At 41.0% G+C, this 15,820-nt stretch carries 10 protein-coding genes and 1 pseudogene; 7 read left to right on the forward strand and 4 right to left on the reverse strand.

The features are described 5' to 3' along the window. Nucleotides 1–232 precede the first annotated feature (232 nt). The 3 genes from H5157_RS10090 to H5157_RS10100 all read left to right on the forward strand — a co-directional run bounded on the left by H5157_RS10090 (nucleotide 233) and on the right by H5157_RS10100 (nucleotide 6,332). The gene (locus tag H5157_RS10090) at nucleotides 233–3,199 is read left to right on the forward strand and encodes a TonB-dependent receptor (protein WP_182724627.1); all 2,967 of its coding nucleotides are present in this window, start codon (nucleotides 233–235) and stop codon (nucleotides 3,197–3,199) included. A gap of 102 nt (nucleotides 3,200–3,301) precedes the next feature. Next, nucleotides 3,302–4,852: a tryptophan halogenase family protein gene (locus H5157_RS10095; protein WP_182724628.1), complete on the forward strand. Its 1,551-nt coding sequence runs from the start codon at nucleotides 3,302–3,304 to the stop codon at nucleotides 4,850–4,852. Then, nucleotides 4,845–6,332, forward strand: coding sequence for a tryptophan halogenase family protein (locus tag H5157_RS10100; RefSeq protein ID WP_182724629.1), 1,488 nt, complete (start codon nucleotides 4,845–4,847; stop codon nucleotides 6,330–6,332). The genes H5157_RS10095 and H5157_RS10100 overlap by 8 nt, the downstream gene beginning before the upstream one ends. Nucleotides 6,333–6,384: 52 nt before the next feature. On the opposite strand, the gene H5157_RS10105 is transcribed toward H5157_RS10100, so the two are convergent. Then, entirely contained in the window at nucleotides 6,385–8,961 is a 2,577-nt protein-coding gene (locus H5157_RS10105) for an exo 1,3/1,4-beta-D-glucan glucohydrolase (protein ID WP_182724630.1), read from the reverse strand. A gap of 239 nt (nucleotides 8,962–9,200) precedes the next feature. Here H5157_RS10105 and H5157_RS10110 point away from each other — a divergent pair, with 239 nt between their 5' ends. The 3 genes from H5157_RS10110 (at nucleotide 9,201) to H5157_RS10120 (ending at nucleotide 13,166) form a co-directional block, all read left to right on the forward strand. Then, the gene (locus H5157_RS10110) at nucleotides 9,201–10,529 is read left to right on the forward strand and encodes a GH1 family beta-glucosidase (RefSeq protein ID WP_182724631.1); all 1,329 of its coding nucleotides are present in this window, start codon (nucleotides 9,201–9,203) and stop codon (nucleotides 10,527–10,529) included. 32 nt (nucleotides 10,530–10,561) lie between these two features. Continuing rightward, entirely contained in the window at nucleotides 10,562–12,088 is a 1,527-nt protein-coding gene (locus H5157_RS10115) for an MFS transporter (RefSeq protein WP_182724632.1), read from the forward strand. Nucleotides 12,089–12,164: 76 nt separating this feature from the next. After that, nucleotides 12,165–13,166: a LacI family DNA-binding transcriptional regulator gene (locus H5157_RS10120; protein WP_007583313.1), complete on the forward strand. Its 1,002-nt coding sequence runs from the start codon at nucleotides 12,165–12,167 to the stop codon at nucleotides 13,164–13,166. A gap of 8 nt (nucleotides 13,167–13,174) precedes the next feature. Here H5157_RS10120 and H5157_RS10125 read toward each other — a convergent pair. Beyond that, a pseudogene (locus H5157_RS10125) lies at nucleotides 13,175–13,309 on the reverse strand (LysR family transcriptional regulator); the annotation flags it as partial. A gap of 242 nt (nucleotides 13,310–13,551) precedes the next feature. Here H5157_RS10125 and H5157_RS10130 point away from each other — a divergent pair. After that, nucleotides 13,552–14,721 (forward strand): MFS transporter, encoded by a 1,170-nt coding sequence (locus H5157_RS10130; protein WP_182721432.1) that lies wholly within the window; start codon nucleotides 13,552–13,554, stop codon nucleotides 14,719–14,721. Between the two features lie 74 nt (nucleotides 14,722–14,795). Here H5157_RS10130 and H5157_RS10135 read toward each other — a convergent pair whose 3' ends face one another. Together H5157_RS10135 and H5157_RS10140 are read right to left on the reverse strand one after the other, a co-directional pair. Continuing rightward, on the reverse strand, nucleotides 14,796–15,311 hold the full coding sequence (locus H5157_RS10135) for a M23 family metallopeptidase (RefSeq protein WP_182721431.1): 516 nt from the start codon (nucleotides 15,309–15,311) through the stop codon (nucleotides 14,796–14,798). 92 nt (nucleotides 15,312–15,403) lie between these two features. Next, complete coding sequence (locus tag H5157_RS10140) at nucleotides 15,404–15,670, reverse strand: YrhK family protein (RefSeq protein WP_165742813.1); 267 nt, start codon at nucleotides 15,668–15,670, stop codon at nucleotides 15,404–15,406. Nucleotides 15,671–15,820: the final 150 nt, after the last annotated feature.

Consider the following 15,820-nt stretch of genomic DNA (forward strand, 5'->3'; position numbering starts at 1 on the left):
TAAAATTAAATCCAAAAAACATACATTTTAAAAACAATTTAGTCTCATTTTATTAAAACAACAGTTGACCCTATTCAAAATATAAACTAGCATTTCTGGAAGCGCTTCCACAAAATCTATTTAAACAGATCTTTCTGGAAGCGCTTCCACACATTTGACAATGTTTATAACTACACAATAACAGCCCCATACCAGCTGTTAATAATAATGATAAAAGCGCGAGGGAAACCGAATGTCCAACCATATTGTAAGAAAAACAAAGATAGCGACCAGCCTATCTCTGATTTTAGGTGCATCAATCTCTTTGCCTGTATATGCACAAGAAGCAAATACAGATGTTGAAGTAATCCAAGTTACTGGTTTTAAAAGCAGTATTAAAGAGTCGACTCGTTTAAAACGCGACGCCGCCGGTGTTGTAGATGCTATATCAGCTGAAGATATTGGTAAATTCCCCGATACCAACTTAGCCGAGTCGCTACAGCGTATTACGGGTGTGTCGATTGATCGCTCAAATGGTGAAGGCTCTAAAGTAACGGTTCGTGGTTTTGGCCCCGACTACAATATGGTAACCCTAAACGGGCGTACAATGCCGGCGGCATCTTTGCCTGCAGGCGGTGGTACACCCAGCTCTCGTGCTTTTGACTTTGCAAACTTAGCGTCTGATAGCGTTAAATCGGTTGAAGTATATAAAACTGGTAAAGCAAGCATTGCATCAGGTGGTATTGGCGCAACAATTAATATTAATACCGCTCGCCCGCTCGACAACCCAGGCTTTGTTTCAAGCATTGGCGTAAAAGCATTACACGACTCAACAAACCGCGTTGGTGATGACATAACACCTGAGCTTTCGGGCTTAATTAGCTGGACCGACAGTGAAGCTAAATTTGGTGCCTCGTTAACTGCAAGCATGCAACAGCGCGATAGCTCATCAACTGGTGCGTTTGTAAATCAATGGAATACATCAGCTTTTGACGGCACAATCCCACAAGCTGCAGACGATATTGTTTTAACTAATGCACCCGCCGTTGGCCAGCTTTATTCAATGCCATCAGATTTGCGCTACACCATTGCCGATAGAGAACGTACTCGTACAAACGCGCAATTAACGCTGCAATACAGCCCTATTGACGATTTAACAGCCACGCTTGATTACACATATTCTAAGCAAGATTTATTCGAAGCCCGTGCTGAGCAATCAATTTGGATGGATAACTACAAAAGCGCGCTAACATTTGACGACAACACGGTAAAAACTCCTATTTATTACCGAGAAGAACGTCGCGATCAGCAAACACGCGATTTAGGTTTAGCGTTTCAAGAGCTAAACCAAGTTAACCAAAACGACTCTATTGGTTTAAACGTTGAATACTATTTCAATTCAGAATTGAGCTTTATGTTTGATGCGCACAATTCAAAAGCCACTAGCAAACCAGATGCACCTTACGGCAGCTGGGTAAACGCAGGCTTAGGCGCAAACGTAGTTAACGCACAAGAAGTTGATTTTAGCCGCGAGCTTCCATCAATGAGTATCGATTTTGATGATTGCCGCCGAGATAACCTAAATTGTAATAACACGTTAGATGCCTCTGATGTGGGTACGTCTATTTTAGATTCTAACTTTGCTCGCCAAGAATCTGAAATCACAGAATTTAGAATCCATGGTAAATACGAAATTGAAAACGGCGCAATTGACTTTGGTATAGAGTCTCGCTCTATGGAAAGCCATTCACTGCAATCACTTACACGTAATACAATGGGTAACTGGGGTATAGAAAACCCAGGCGAACTACCTGATGGCTACTTAAACCCAACAAACTTTTTAGCTGAGTTTGACGACTACGATACATCGGGCTCGTTCAACCAAGGTTATACTGGCAGCGCATCTCAAATTGGTTACTGGGCAGGTGAAGAATACGGTTTTAACTTTGCAGCCGATGGCGCATTTGCAACAAACCGCACCATTGAAGAAGACATAACCGCTGCGTTTGTGCAATTTACTTACAATGGTTACATTGGCGATATGCCATACAACATTGTTATTGGCGCGCGCCAAGAGTCTACCGACATTACCTCAACGGCTAATATCGATTTACCTAACGCAGTAGCGTGGGAAGGTAATAACGACTTTAATGTTCGTTTTGGCTCAGCTAAAGAAGATTTCACGCTTAAATCTAGCTACGATCACTTTTTACCAAGCTTTGACTTTGACATAGAAGTAATTGAAAACGTAAAAGCGCGTTTTTCTTATAGCACGACAATTGCTCGCCCAACTTACGATAACTTAAGTTCAGCAGCGACTGTTGGTGTACCAGGTGCCCCTACTCTTTTAGCGGGTTCTTCACCGGCTACAGCGTCAACGGGTAATCCTGGTTTAGTGCCGCTAGAATCAGATAATATTGATGTATCGGCTGAGTGGTACTTTGCAGAAACTAGTTATGTGTCGGTAGGTTATTACACTAAAGACATTGAAAACTTTATTGGTTTAACACCAATGACGCAAAACTACTACGGATTACGCGATGCAACAGCGGGTCCTCGCGCACAAGCTGCCATTGCTGAGCTAGAATCTCGCGGACTTGCTCTAACCGATTCAAACTTATTTCAAATGGTTGCCGCAACAGAAAATGGCGTTGATTTTGACTCTATGACCTACGAAGAGTTTGAAGCCGCTTACGATGTAATTGCTAACAGCGATGACCCATTACTAGAATTTACAGCGCAAGTACCTACCAACAATAAAAATGCCACCATTGATGGTTTTGAAATTGCCTTTCAGCACTTTTTTGGTGAAAGCGGTTTTGGTGTGCAAGCAAACTACACCACAGTTAATGGCGACATAGACTTTGATGTAAACGCTGACCCTACTACAACACAATTTGCACTAGTGGGTTTAAGCGATACAGCTAACTTTATTGCAATGTACGAAAACGATGATTTTCAAGCACGTATTGCTTACAACTGGCGTGATAAGTTTTTAAATAGCGCAGCTCGATACGTAAACGAGCCAGGCTTTACTGAAGAATATTATCAAATCGACTTTAATGTTGCGTACAACTACAGCGAACAACTATCGTTTTTTGTTGAAGGCCTTAACATTACTGAACAAAACAGCCGCGAACATGGCCGTGCGTCAGTTCAATTGTGGAACCTACAACAGCTAGGTGCACGTTACAATATTGGTATGCGTTACAACTTCTAAAGGTGATACAAAGTAAAGCCGTTAGTTTTTACTAGCGGCTTTTTTGTATTTAAAACAGTATTAATGCTAGTTTAATTGTTATCAACTTTAGGGTGTTAACTCATGACCAAACCAATAACAAAAATAGTCGTTTTAGGTGGTGGTACTGCCGGCTGGCTAAGCGCAGGCTTATTAGCTGCCGAACACCCGCACCTTGATGTAACGTTAGTGGAGTCGGCAAACGTGCCTATATTGGGCGTCGGCGAAGGCACATGGCCGTCAATGCGCAACACCCTACAGCGCATTGGCATTAAAGAAAGTGATTTTATAACCCAGTGCGACGCATCATTTAAGCAAGGTTCTAAATTTATAAATTGGCGCAACCTCAGCGAGGGAGAAAACTACTACCACCCTTTTATGAATCCACAAGGCTACGAGCACACTAATTTACACGCCAGCTGGCAACGTATTGCACCTGATCAAAAATTTGCCGACGTTGTTAATATGCAAAGCTTTGTATGCCAAGCAGCACTTGCACCAAAGCAATTACAAACACCCGAATATGCAGCGGTCACCAACTATGGCTATCATTTAGATGCGGGTAAATTTGCTGAGTTTTTAAAAAATCACTGTGTTAAAAATCTAAACGTTACACATATTATTGACGATGTAACCGAGGTTATTAACGACGAGCATGCCTATATTGCTTCATTAAAAACAAATAATAATGGCGATATAACAGGTGATTTATTTATAGATTGCTCAGGCTCTTGTGCTCGTTTAATTGGTGAGCATTTTAATAGTGAGTTTATAGCGCAAGATCATATTTTATTTAATAACAGCGCTGTTGCGGCGCAAATACCTAATGCACACATCAATCAACCAATTGCCTCTGCTACGCTATCTACAGCGCAAAGTAACGGCTGGATTTGGGATATAGCCCTGCCAACACGCCGTGGTACAGGTTATGTATTTAGTAGTAAATATCAAAGTGATGAAAGCGCCACAAATACTCTAAAAAGCTACATAGCTAAAAGTACCAGTGAGCAACAAGCTGAGCAACTTACCTACCGCGTATTAAAATTCAGCCCTGGTTACAGGCAAAAATTTTGGATTAAAAACTGTGTTGCCGTGGGTATGTCTGCTGGCTTTTTAGAGCCGCTTGAAGCGTCAGCTCTTGCTATGGTTGAGCTTTCAATTAGCATGATAAGCGAGCAACTACCGCAAAACGGCACCCACATGAGCCAGCTTGAAACGCGTTTTAATGAGCGTTTTAGCACTCGTTGGCGCCGCGTTATTGAGTTTTTAAAACTTCATTATGTGCTAAGCGAGCGCGACGACACTCCTTATTGGCAAGATATTAGTAATTTAAATACCGCGCCCGAGCGCCTGCAAAACTTACTTAAACTTTGGCAATTTCAGCCCCCTAGCCGCTTTGATTTTATTGAAAACGAAGAAGTGTTTTCATCAAGCAGTTACCAATACGTTTTATATGGCATGGGCTTTGATACACAAACAGTCTCTGCACAAAATACATTTAACGACCCACGTGCTGGGGATTACTATTATCAGCAAAATCGCGAAAAAATAGCGCAGTGCTTAAATGGACTGCCAAGTAATCGCGCGCTTTTAAATCATCTTTTATCAAATAATGGGCAGCCAAATAATGACTAAAACAAACGCTGTTAAAAACGTAGTAATTGCTGGAGGCGGCACTGCAGGTTGGATGGCCGCAGCGGCACTTGCTAAACTAGTTGGTAACAATATAAACATAACCCTTGTTGAATCTGACGATATTGGCACTGTAGGTGTTGGCGAAGCAACAATTCCGCCTATTCGGACATTTCATAAATTGCTGGGTATAAACGAGCAAGCATTTATGAAAGCCACTCAAGCCAGTTTTAAACTCGGTATTAGCTTTGAAAACTGGGGCGATGAAAACACGCGTTATATTCACTCATTTGGCGCAACGGGCAAAGAATGTTGGGCGGGTGAATTTCATCACTTTTGGCTGCAAGGTAAAGCACTTGGAATAAACGACCCATTTGGCGATTACTGCTACGAGCTGCAAGCGGCTAAAGCCGGTAAATTTGCGTTTAATCAGCAAAACCCTATTAACTATGCCTACCATATGGATGCCACGCGTTACGCGCAGTTTTTACGTGAATTTTCAGAGCCATTAGGTGTAAAACGCATTGAAGGTAAAATACAAAAAGTAGTAAAAAACACTAAAACGGGCCATATAGAATCATTGATTTTAAATAATGGCGAGCACATTAACGGCGACTTTTTTATTGATTGCACCGGCTTTAGAGGTTTATTAATAGAGCAAGCATTGCATACTGGCTACGAAGACTGGTCGCATTTACTACCGTGTAACAGCGCCATTGCGGTGCAAACAAAATCAATCAGCGATACCGTATTGCCACTTACCCGCTCTATTGCCCATAAAAGCGGTTGGCAATGGCGTATACCACTGCAAAACCGTGTCGGCAACGGATTAGTTTATTGCAGCCAATATATGGATGACGAACAAGCCAAAGCGCTATTATTAAATAACATTGAAGGCGAGGCGCTTACAGAGCCCCGTATAATTAAATTTAAAACAGGGCGCCGCTTAAAAGGCTGGAACAAAAACTGCCTAGCGCTTGGCCTTGCTAGCGGTTTTGTTGAACCACTTGAGTCCACCAGCATTCACTTAATTATGTCGGGTATTATTCGCTTTATGCGTTTATTTCCGTTTAATGGCATTACCAATCACGCCATTGACGAATACAACAAACAGCTTAAAAGCGAAATTGAAAATATTCGCGACTTTATTGTGCTGCACTACAAAGTAACTAATCGCGATGACAGTGAGTTTTGGCAGCATTGTAATGTCATGGAAGTGCCAAAAACACTTCAGCATAAAATTGATTTGTTTAAACAAACCGGCCGTGTATTTTTAGATGATGGCGACATTTTTAGAGTCGATTCATGGGTGCAAGTTATGCTTGGTCAAGGTATTGAGCCTAATCAACATCACTTAATAGCCAGCATGATGAGCGACGAAGAACTCACCCGTTTTTTACACGGTATTAAGCAACAAATAGAGCAACGCGTAAGCCAATTACCACCCCATCATGTGTTTTTAAAGCAATATTGCCCAGCATAAAAAACCCTTATTACTAAGGGTTTTTGGTACACACAACAACTTTTACGTTTTATTACTCACACTTAACCACGGCGCTTTTAGCGCTTTGTGGTTCAAAGCTAATATCTGCAACTGAAACGTTAAGCTCTCCTGCCGTTTTAATAATAAAAGGGCTGGTTACTCTGGCAAAATCAACGCCCTTTTTAGCAAAACACGTTAAATCTATACTCATGGTTTGCCATGTATTTAAATCAGCATTTTCAAGATCACTGGTAATATCAAGCTCGCCGCCACAGCCTTGTTCGCACTTCATTGCAAGGTATGTTTGTGAGCTAGGTATTTGGTTTACTTTATAGCTAAAGCTAAGGGCTGAATTGGCTTCAATGTAGGCCACTTTATCTTCGGTAAAGTTACTATTAATTTCGATGTAGCTGGCTGTAGTGCCATCAAAATTAAATTGCATCGCATCTTCTTGAATCGCTTTGTCTTCAGTGCGATAAGTAATACCGCCAAGCTTTACACTATTACTTGCTACTTGGTGCTGCTCGCTGTTTGAATTTAAAAACAAACGCCACGGTGTTTTAAAGCTGCCATTAAATATAGATAACGGCGCAAGGTTACTAATATCAACACCTGAGTCTTCATTTAGATTATTGCCAAGCGTACTTTCATCTTTATAGGTTAAGCCAAAGCCATAGGGTAATAATGGCGAGTAATCAGCATCGCCCTTATTTACTGCGGTTTGAAGTGGCGATTTAGGCCACGAGAAAGACAACTTACCTTTAAAGTCGTATTGTACCTGCCCACTTGCATCCGCTAGTAAAACATCAGCAATACCCTGCCCTTCAGTGCCAGGAAGCCATGCTGCTACAAATGCATCTGACGCGTTTAGCTCGCTGTTAACCCACATTGGTCTGCCCGATATAAACACCGACACCACCGCAATACCTTGCTGCTTTAATGTTTTTAATATTTTAAGAGAGCGTTTATTGTTACGTTCAAACTCAAGGTTGTCTTTATCGCCATGCCCCTCTGCGTATGGTTCTTCACCAAATACAACAATGGCTACATCGGGTTTGCTAGTAAATTCACCCGTTGGGCTTAAAATAGCGTTACCGCCAGCAGCCTCTATTTGCGCTTTTAACCCCGCATAAATAGACGTTGCCCCAGGGAAATCTGCATTTTGATTATTAGTTCCCTGCCACGTAATACTCCAACCGCCCGATTGCTTGCCTATGTTATCGGCCGCATCGCCTGCTATAAGTATGTTGCTTGACGGGTTAAGCGGTAATAAATGGTTGTTGTTTTTAAGCAGTACTAACGACTCTTTTACCGCTTGGCGGGCAATATCGCGATGTGCTTGCGCACCTATTAATTCTAATTTACCTGAATATTTTCGATTTGCAGGGCTTGGTTTATCAAATAAACCCGCGCGTAATTTAACGCGTAAAATACGTGCTACGGCGTCATCTATTCGCGCCATTGTTATTGTGCCCGCTTTTACTTGTTTAATTGTATTTTCATAAAGTGGTTTCCAAGCACCCGTTGGCACCATAAAAATATCAAGCCCGGCATTAACAGCTTGCGGGCAGCTTTCATTTGTACAGCCGGCAACTTGTCCGTGCCCGTTCCAATCGCCTACAACAAAGCCATCAAAACCCATTTTTGTTTTTAGTACATCGGTAAGTAAGTATTTATTGCCGTGATTTTTTTTACCATTCCAGCTATTAAACGATGCCATAACCGACTGACTACCTGCGGTTAAGCCTCCTATATAACCTTGCGCGTGAATGTTATATAACGTCTCTTCGCTATCAATGTTGTCGCCTTGATCGTCTCCATCTACCGTGCCGCCATCGCCTAAAAAGTGCTTAACAGTGCTAATTACGCGTTTGTCACTTAAAAAGTTTTCATCGGCTCTGCCTTGCAATCCGTTTACAATTGCGGCTGAATACTCACGTACAATTGCAGGGTCTTCTGAGTAGCCTTCGTACGTTCTGCCCCATCGGTCATCGCGCACAACCGCAACAGTCGGTGCAAACACCCAATCTATGCCTGTTGCCATTACCTCTATTGCAGTAGCTGCTGCAATTCGCTCAATTAATGCGGGGTTATTAGCAGCACCTAAACCAATATTATGCGGAAATAACGTCGCACCAATAACGTTATTATGTCCATGTACGGCATCGGTGCCCCACATGGTTGGAATTTTACTGCCATCAATTGAGTCATCAACCGATGCTTTATACATGCTCTCCGCAAGCGTTATCCAATCTGCAGGCGTTGCATGTTTATTAGCATTTGGGAACGAGCCACCGCCATTTAAATACGAGCCAAAACCGTATTTGCGCATATCTTCAACACTAATATCGCGAATTTCAGGTTGGATCATTTGCGCTACTTTTTGCTCAAGCGTCATTGTTTTTAAGTACTGTGCAATTGTATTTTCAATTTCGGGCGTTTTAACTACTTTGCTTTTAAGCGTTGGCCAAAGTGATAAATTACCTTGCTCATGCTCAGCCTTTTTGGCTACGGCGCTTTGGCTATTATTTGCGTTAATCTCTTGTTTGTTACACCCACTTAAAACGCATAATCCTCCTATTAAAATAGGGAGCATGTGTAACCTGTTAGTGTTTAAGCTTTTTTTCATTTTTATAGCCCTGTGTTGTGTCAGTGTGATTTTGTGAGCGCCTATTTGTTATTTAAATTTAACTATTGACCTGTTTAACAATAGCCACTAACCTAAATATGGAAGCGCTTCCTTAAAGTTATTAAATACCATCCTTAGTGATTAATCAAATTAAATATGGAAGCGCTTCCAATATTGGATTTAATACACGCTATATACAAAGCAACCTTTACCAAAAAAGAAGCAGAGGTTTTCTCTTAATGAAACAATTATCTTTACCTAGTGGCTCACCACTTTTAGCCAAAAATTTTACTTATGGTGTAGCTACGGCCTCATTTCAAATTGAAGGCGGCGCAGCTGATCGCTTGCCATGTATTTGGGATACCTTTTGCAGTAAAGAAGGCAATATAGTCGATAATTCAAATGGCGATGTAGCCTGCGAGCACTACACTCGCTGGAAAGACGATATAAACTTAATTGAATCATTAGGTGTAGACGCTTACAGACTTTCGATTTCGTGGCCGCGCGTAATGACTAAAAGCGGTCACTTAAATCCGGCAGGCGTTAAGTTTTATACCGACATTTTAGATGAATTAAAACGCCGTAACATTAAAGCTTTTGTAACGCTGTACCACTGGGATTTACCACAACATATTGAAGATGAAGGTGGCTGGCTAAACCGTAACACCGCTTACGAATTTGCACATTACACAGATTTAATTACCAAAGCTTTTGGGGAACGTGTGCACTCTTACGCCACCTTAAACGAGCCTTTTTGCAGCTCTTACTTAGGTTACGAAATAGGCGTACATGCACCTGGCATAGTAGGTCGAGAATTTGGTCGTAAAGCCGCGCACCACCTATTACTGGGTCACGGTTTGGCTATGCAAGTACTTGCTAAAAATAGCCCAAATACACTAAACGGTATTGTACTTAACTTTACGCCTTGTTACTCAGTTACCCAAAGTGAAGACGATTTAAAAGCTACTGCATTTGCTGATGACTATATAAACCAATGGTACATGCAGCCTGTAATGCAAGGTAAATACCCTGATATTATTAAGCAATTACCTAAAGCCCACCGCCCAGATATTTTAGATGGCGACATGGAAATAATTGCTCAACCGCTAGATTACCTAGGGGTTAACTTTTATACCCGCATGCATTATCAAGCAAGCGAAACCGACTTTTACCATGAGCTGCCACATAAAGCGCCAATGACCGATATAGGCTGGGAAATTTATCCTAAAGCACTTACAGAGTTACTTGTATCGTTAAACGAAAAATACACCCTACCGCCTATTTATATTACCGAAAACGGTGCAGCCATGGCTGACGAATTTAAAGACGGTGAAATCAAAGATAACGACCGTATTGAATATTACCACGAGCATTTAAATGCCCTACATAACGCAGCTGAGCAAGGTGTAAAAGTAGATGGCTACTTTGCTTGGAGCCTAATGGATAACTTTGAATGGGCTGAAGGATATTTAAAACGTTTTGGAATAGTACACGTAGACTACAACACACAAAAACGAACTGTTAAAGCCAGCGGTAAAGCGTACAGTAACCTAATAACTAGCCGATAATTTTTCGGCTTATAACAATAAGAACACACACAGTGAACAAACTCCCTTTATACGAAAAAGTCGGTTACGCCATGGGCGATGCCGGCGCTAACTTAGTGTGGCGCGGCGCGCTTGCTTATTTAGCGGTGTTTTACACCGATACATTTGGCATATCGGCGGCTGCCGCTGCCATGTTGTTTTTAGTGGTAAGGCTATCTGATGGCGTAACCGATATTATTATGGGTATGATTGCCGACAGAACGCAGTCGCGCTTTGGTAAATTTCGCCCATGGATACTCTATTCGGCACCGTTTTTGGGCTTGTTTATGGTGTTGTGTTTTACTACACCCGACTTTAGCACCACCAATAAACTTATTTATGCTTACGTAACTTACATAGGTTTAACGCTTGCTTACACCGTAAGTAACGTGCCCTACTCGGCACTTATGGGCGTAATGACACCAGACGATACAGAGCGCACAAAGCTCTCTGGTTTTAGGTTTGCAGGTGCGTTTACTGGTGGCTTATTGGTTATGGGTTTTTTACCTGAGCTAGTGGCATTTTTTGGTGGCGGCGACAACGCCAAAGGCTATCAGCTTACTATGTACTTATTTGCCAGCTTACTTATTATTTTAATGATTATAACGTTTGCGACTACCAAAGAGCGTGTAACACCGCACGCCTCAAATGAAGGGAATTTAAAATCAGAGTTGTTTGATTTAACCAAAAGCCTGCCATTTATAATCCTACCTTTGCTTGCTACCACCCTGTTTTTTTATTACCGCGATTTATACAGCGGCGTATTTTTTGCCCTTGTTATGGCTGCAATGACATTCGTTATTAAAAAATTACTCAATAAAGATAAGCAAAGCTTAACGGGATCACAGCGCGACATGGTTGATCTTCTGACCAACAAACCTTGGTTGGTGTTACTCGGCATTGGTTTTTTAACCATGATGTTTAATGGCATAAAATACGGTGTAATTGCGTACTACTTTAAGTATCACGTAGCCAATGAACTCATGGCTGGGCAATACTTTATTGCTTTGTTGGTTGTATCTATATTTGGCGCACTTGCCACAGGTAAACTGGCCGAAATTATGGGTAAACGAAACCTTTTTATTGCTTCATTAATGCTAAGCGGCATACTCACTACTGCGTTTTACTGGGTACCTAGTGATAACCTTATTGTTGTATTTACCTTTGGTTGCGCTGCTGAATTTTTTGCCGCGATGATGCCAACATTGTTCTTTAGTATGCTTGGCGATTCAGCCGATTATTCAGAGTGGAAAAACAAACGCCGCGCTACAGGCTTAATTTATTCAGCGGGTACATTTGTGCAAAAAACCGGTGGTGGTTTTGCAGGTGCATTAGTATTAGTGGTACTTGCAGGCTACGGCTATAACGGTATGGATGAGCTAACAATCACACAAGCCCTACCTGGTATGCAGTTACTTATGAGCTGGATACCCGCCGCATTTGCTTTTTTAGGCGCCGCATTGATGCTTATTTATCCGCTAACCTCAGCGATGACGCAAAAAATAACAGAAGACTTAGCAATTAGACGCAGTAATGTGTAAATTAACTTTTAATGACCCTTCGCACTTTATATTTTTTATAAAGTGCGAGTAAAAATACATATAAGCTAGGACATCAATGGCGACAATTTATCAAGTATCAGAAATGGCAGGTGTGTCTTTATCAACTGTTTCAAGGGTACTTAACGACAACGACTACGTAAGCAAAAAAACTAAAAAAAAGGTATTAGAAGCAATGAAAGAGCTAGGCTATCAGCCAAGTTCTATTGCTCGCTCTTTGGCGTCTAGCACTACAAACAGCGTCGGTATTTTAGTTTCTGAGTTGGATGGTCCGTTTTTTGGTCAAATGATGTCAGCCATTGAAGAGCACCTTCGTATTGCAGGTAAACACGTTATTATTACGCCTGGGCACAGCGACGAGAAAAAAGAAAAAAGCGGCTTTGAGTTTTTAATAGGCCGTAATTGCGACGCTATTATTGCCCACGTAGAAGCGGTATCAAACGAGTATCTAATTGAGTTAAGTAAAGGCAAAACCCCTATTTACTTGATGAGCCGCTACGTTAAAGAAATTGAAGAAAACTGCATTAGCCTCGACAACGTAATGGGCGGCTACTTAGCCACTAAAGCCATGATCAACAAAGGTCATAAAAACATTGCGTACATAGCAGGCCCGCAGTTTAAAGAAGACGCGTCAAATCGTTTAAAAGGTCACAAACAAGCTCTGGCAGAATACAACCTAACCTTTGACGAAAACTTATTTTACATAGGCGACTTTAAAGAAACCGGCGGCAGCGACGGCTTAAGGCATTTTATTCAAAATAAAGCGCAAATAACCGCCCTTGTATGTGCCAATGACGAAATGGCATCGGGTGCTATGAAATACGCCCGCGAGCACGGTTTTAATCTACCAAAAGATTTAGCCATTATTGGGTTCGATAACGTAATTTTTACCAATTACCTCTACCCAACACTGACTACTATAGATAACCCAGTTCCCGAAATGGGCCGAGCTGCGGCTAACTTAGTACTTAAAGACATTTATAAAAAAAGCGGCATAACAGTAAAACACGTGTTTCAGCCAAAGCTTATTTTAAGAGACTCAACACCCGACATTAATTAACTTTAAATCTAGTTAAAATCTAAGTTATGTAATTCATTACGCACCCACTGCGTATCTAAATATTGCTCTACGTGCTGCTGCGCAAACTTTAAAAAGTGACGTGCAGCATGCGATATGTGCCTATCTGCTTGCATTACAAAAAACTCTATTCAGACATAAATGCTCACAAATATAAAACAATATCTACATAAAAACACTACAATAAAAAGCATAATAGATCCGATAATTTACCAAAAAGATCGTTTTAAATTTATTTATATTATTTAATAAAATATCACTTTACTTATTTTTAATTTGGCTCTAAATTCGCGCAAATTTTATTATTAAAGTAACCTCTCAAACTTTAAAACAGTGGTTATTTACCTTGATGAGTCGATAAACACAAATGGCCGAATCAGCCGCCACAAGCACCTCTAATAACCCTTTAGCACCCGTTATCGGGCTGTCATTTTTTGCTATCGCATCCGGCTTTTTAATGAGCCTTATTCCGCTGTCGTTACCCGCATTTAAACTCGATGAAAACCTAGCGCCTTGGCTTGCGAGCATTTTTTACTTTGGCTTACTTATTGGCGCCACCACAATAGAGCGCATTGTGGTAAAAATGGGTCATCGCTTCGCATTTATATTATTTTTAAGCCTATTAATAGCAAGCGTGCTTGCACAACTTGCACTGCCAAATACCGTTAACTGGTTAATTGCACGATTTGTAGCAGGTGTTGCTGTTGCCGGTGTGTTTGTCGTTGTTGAGTCTTGGTTATTAATGACCAACACAGCAAAGTCGCGTGCTAAACGTTTGGGTTTATACATGACCTCACTTTATGGGGGCAGCGCGGTTGGTCAACTTGCTATAGGGCCGCTTGGCACCGAAGGTTCAACGCCTTATTTATTTGTAGCCTCGTTATTATTTTTAGCTATTTTAGCCCCTTTATTAATAACCAAAGGTCAGCCCGAAAAACAGCACCTTGAAAAACTACCACTAAAAGAAATAAAAACATTAAGCCACCCAGCTATGCTCGGATGCTTAGCATCGGGCTTATTACTGGGCCCTATTTACGGCTTAATGCCGGTGTATATTGCAGCACAAGCTGATCAAGCTCAGTACACAGGAACACTTATGGCGGTTATTATTTTAGGCGGCATGGTCGTGCAGCCGCTTGTGAGTTACTTATCTACTCGGCTTGAAAAAAGCTTATTGATGGGTATGTTTTGTTTAGTAGGCGCAGCCGGTGCTGTGGGTATACTACAAGCAAACACTTTAGCAGGATTAATAGTAAGCTACTTAATACTAGGCGCATGCAGCTTTGCACTTTACCCGATTGCTATAACACTTGCGTGCGACTCATTACCAATGGCAAAAATAGTATCTGCAACTGAGGTAATGCTTTTGAGTTACAGTATTGGGTCGGTATTTGGCCCTATGCTTGCTGCAAATTTATCTGATGCACCCAACGGTATTGTGTTTTATTTAGCAGGCTGTTTAATCACTACCTGTATTTATATGTTTATTAAAAGCATTAAAAATATTCGCGCGGGTAAAACCCCAGTTGCAGGCTAATTTTTAGCTTAAATACACGCTTGCTTATTAACTAATTCTAGCTGTTAAACATCTTGATTTAACAGCTAAAACTATTATTTAGCAGTGAGTTTTTTATGTGGGCTCAAAAAAAACATCTTTTTCCACCCTTGGTTTTGCGTTGTAAAAAGCCACGGCATGGGCACTAACGATAAAATAGAATAATGCACATGAGGCTGTTTTCCTGCGGCATTTCCGGTATCGCCCAGTAAGCCAATTTGACTGTTTATGCTTACTACATCACCTGTACTTACCGAGTAGTTATTTAAATGTGCAAAATAATGCACGCGCCATTTAGGCCCAAGCACCGCAACCACCTTACCACCACGAGTTAACTCACCTGCAAATATAACAATACCGCTTGTTGAGGCAACTACGGGAGTATTTTTTGTGCCAAAAATATCAATTCCTTTGTGCACACCCGACCTACCCCAAGGCTCGTACCAAAACGTGTTATGGTTCCAATCTTTACTTGTGGCACCTTGTACCGGAATCATTATTTTTTCGGGAATTAGTAAGCCTACTATTAATAAAGTAGCTATTCCAATTGCAATCCACTTAAGTACTTTCACTTTTTCTATCCTTGATATTTAAATAACTTATACTGGTAAATAAAACACCATAATAACTGAACTCATCATGAGTCGTATTTATGGTGTTTTATTTATGAAGTTTTATTTGAATGAAATACCCGACTAACATGTACTAAGCTGATCAATTTCAAAATAGGTTTTATAAGCAATTGAGCACTGCCCGCTATAAACAGCCATGTGCCACTTTCTATTAGTGAGTCATTTAAAAAGAAAAAACTGCCAATTAAAAACCAAACAGCTATCAAAAAATCGTTAAACGCTCCCAGCGCTTCATATCGTCGCTGGATGGTAATATGCTCTTGTCCTAAATCTAAAATAAACTGATTACTGGGGTCCATAAGTACTGCTCACTCTTTTATTTCATAATTTAAAAAGCTTGTTTTCACAAGCTTAGCCGCACCATACAATAACAAAATTTACGCAATAAAAAACGCTGGCCAATGCGAATCAGCCAACGTTTTATTGTTTGTGCAATACTTAACTAATCG

It is taken from the genome of Pseudoalteromonas sp. SG43-3, assembly GCF_014164385.1.
Taxonomy (GTDB): Bacteria; Pseudomonadota; Gammaproteobacteria; order Enterobacterales; family Alteromonadaceae; genus Pseudoalteromonas; species Pseudoalteromonas distincta.

Coding starts and splice junctions, on each gene's coding strand:
- H5157_RS10100 (WP_182724629.1), top strand. CDS start 4,845: ATGACTAAAACAAACGCTGTTAAAAACGTAGTAATTGCTGGAGGCGGC.
- H5157_RS10120 (WP_007583313.1), top strand. CDS start 12,165: ATGGCGACAATTTATCAAGTATCAGAAATGGCAGGTGTGTCTTTATCA.
- H5157_RS10095 (WP_182724628.1), top strand. CDS start 3,302: ATGACCAAACCAATAACAAAAATAGTCGTTTTAGGTGGTGGTACTGCC.
- H5157_RS10090 (WP_182724627.1), top strand. CDS start 233: ATGTCCAACCATATTGTAAGAAAAACAAAGATAGCGACCAGCCTATCT.
- H5157_RS10105 (WP_182724630.1), bottom strand. CDS start 8,961: ATGAAAAAAAGCTTAAACACTAACAGGTTACACATGCTCCCTATTTTA.
- H5157_RS10130 (WP_182721432.1), top strand. CDS start 13,552: ATGGCCGAATCAGCCGCCACAAGCACCTCTAATAACCCTTTAGCACCC.
- H5157_RS10140 (WP_165742813.1), bottom strand. CDS start 15,670: ATGGACCCCAGTAATCAGTTTATTTTAGATTTAGGACAAGAGCATATT.
- H5157_RS10110 (WP_182724631.1), top strand. CDS start 9,201: ATGAAACAATTATCTTTACCTAGTGGCTCACCACTTTTAGCCAAAAAT.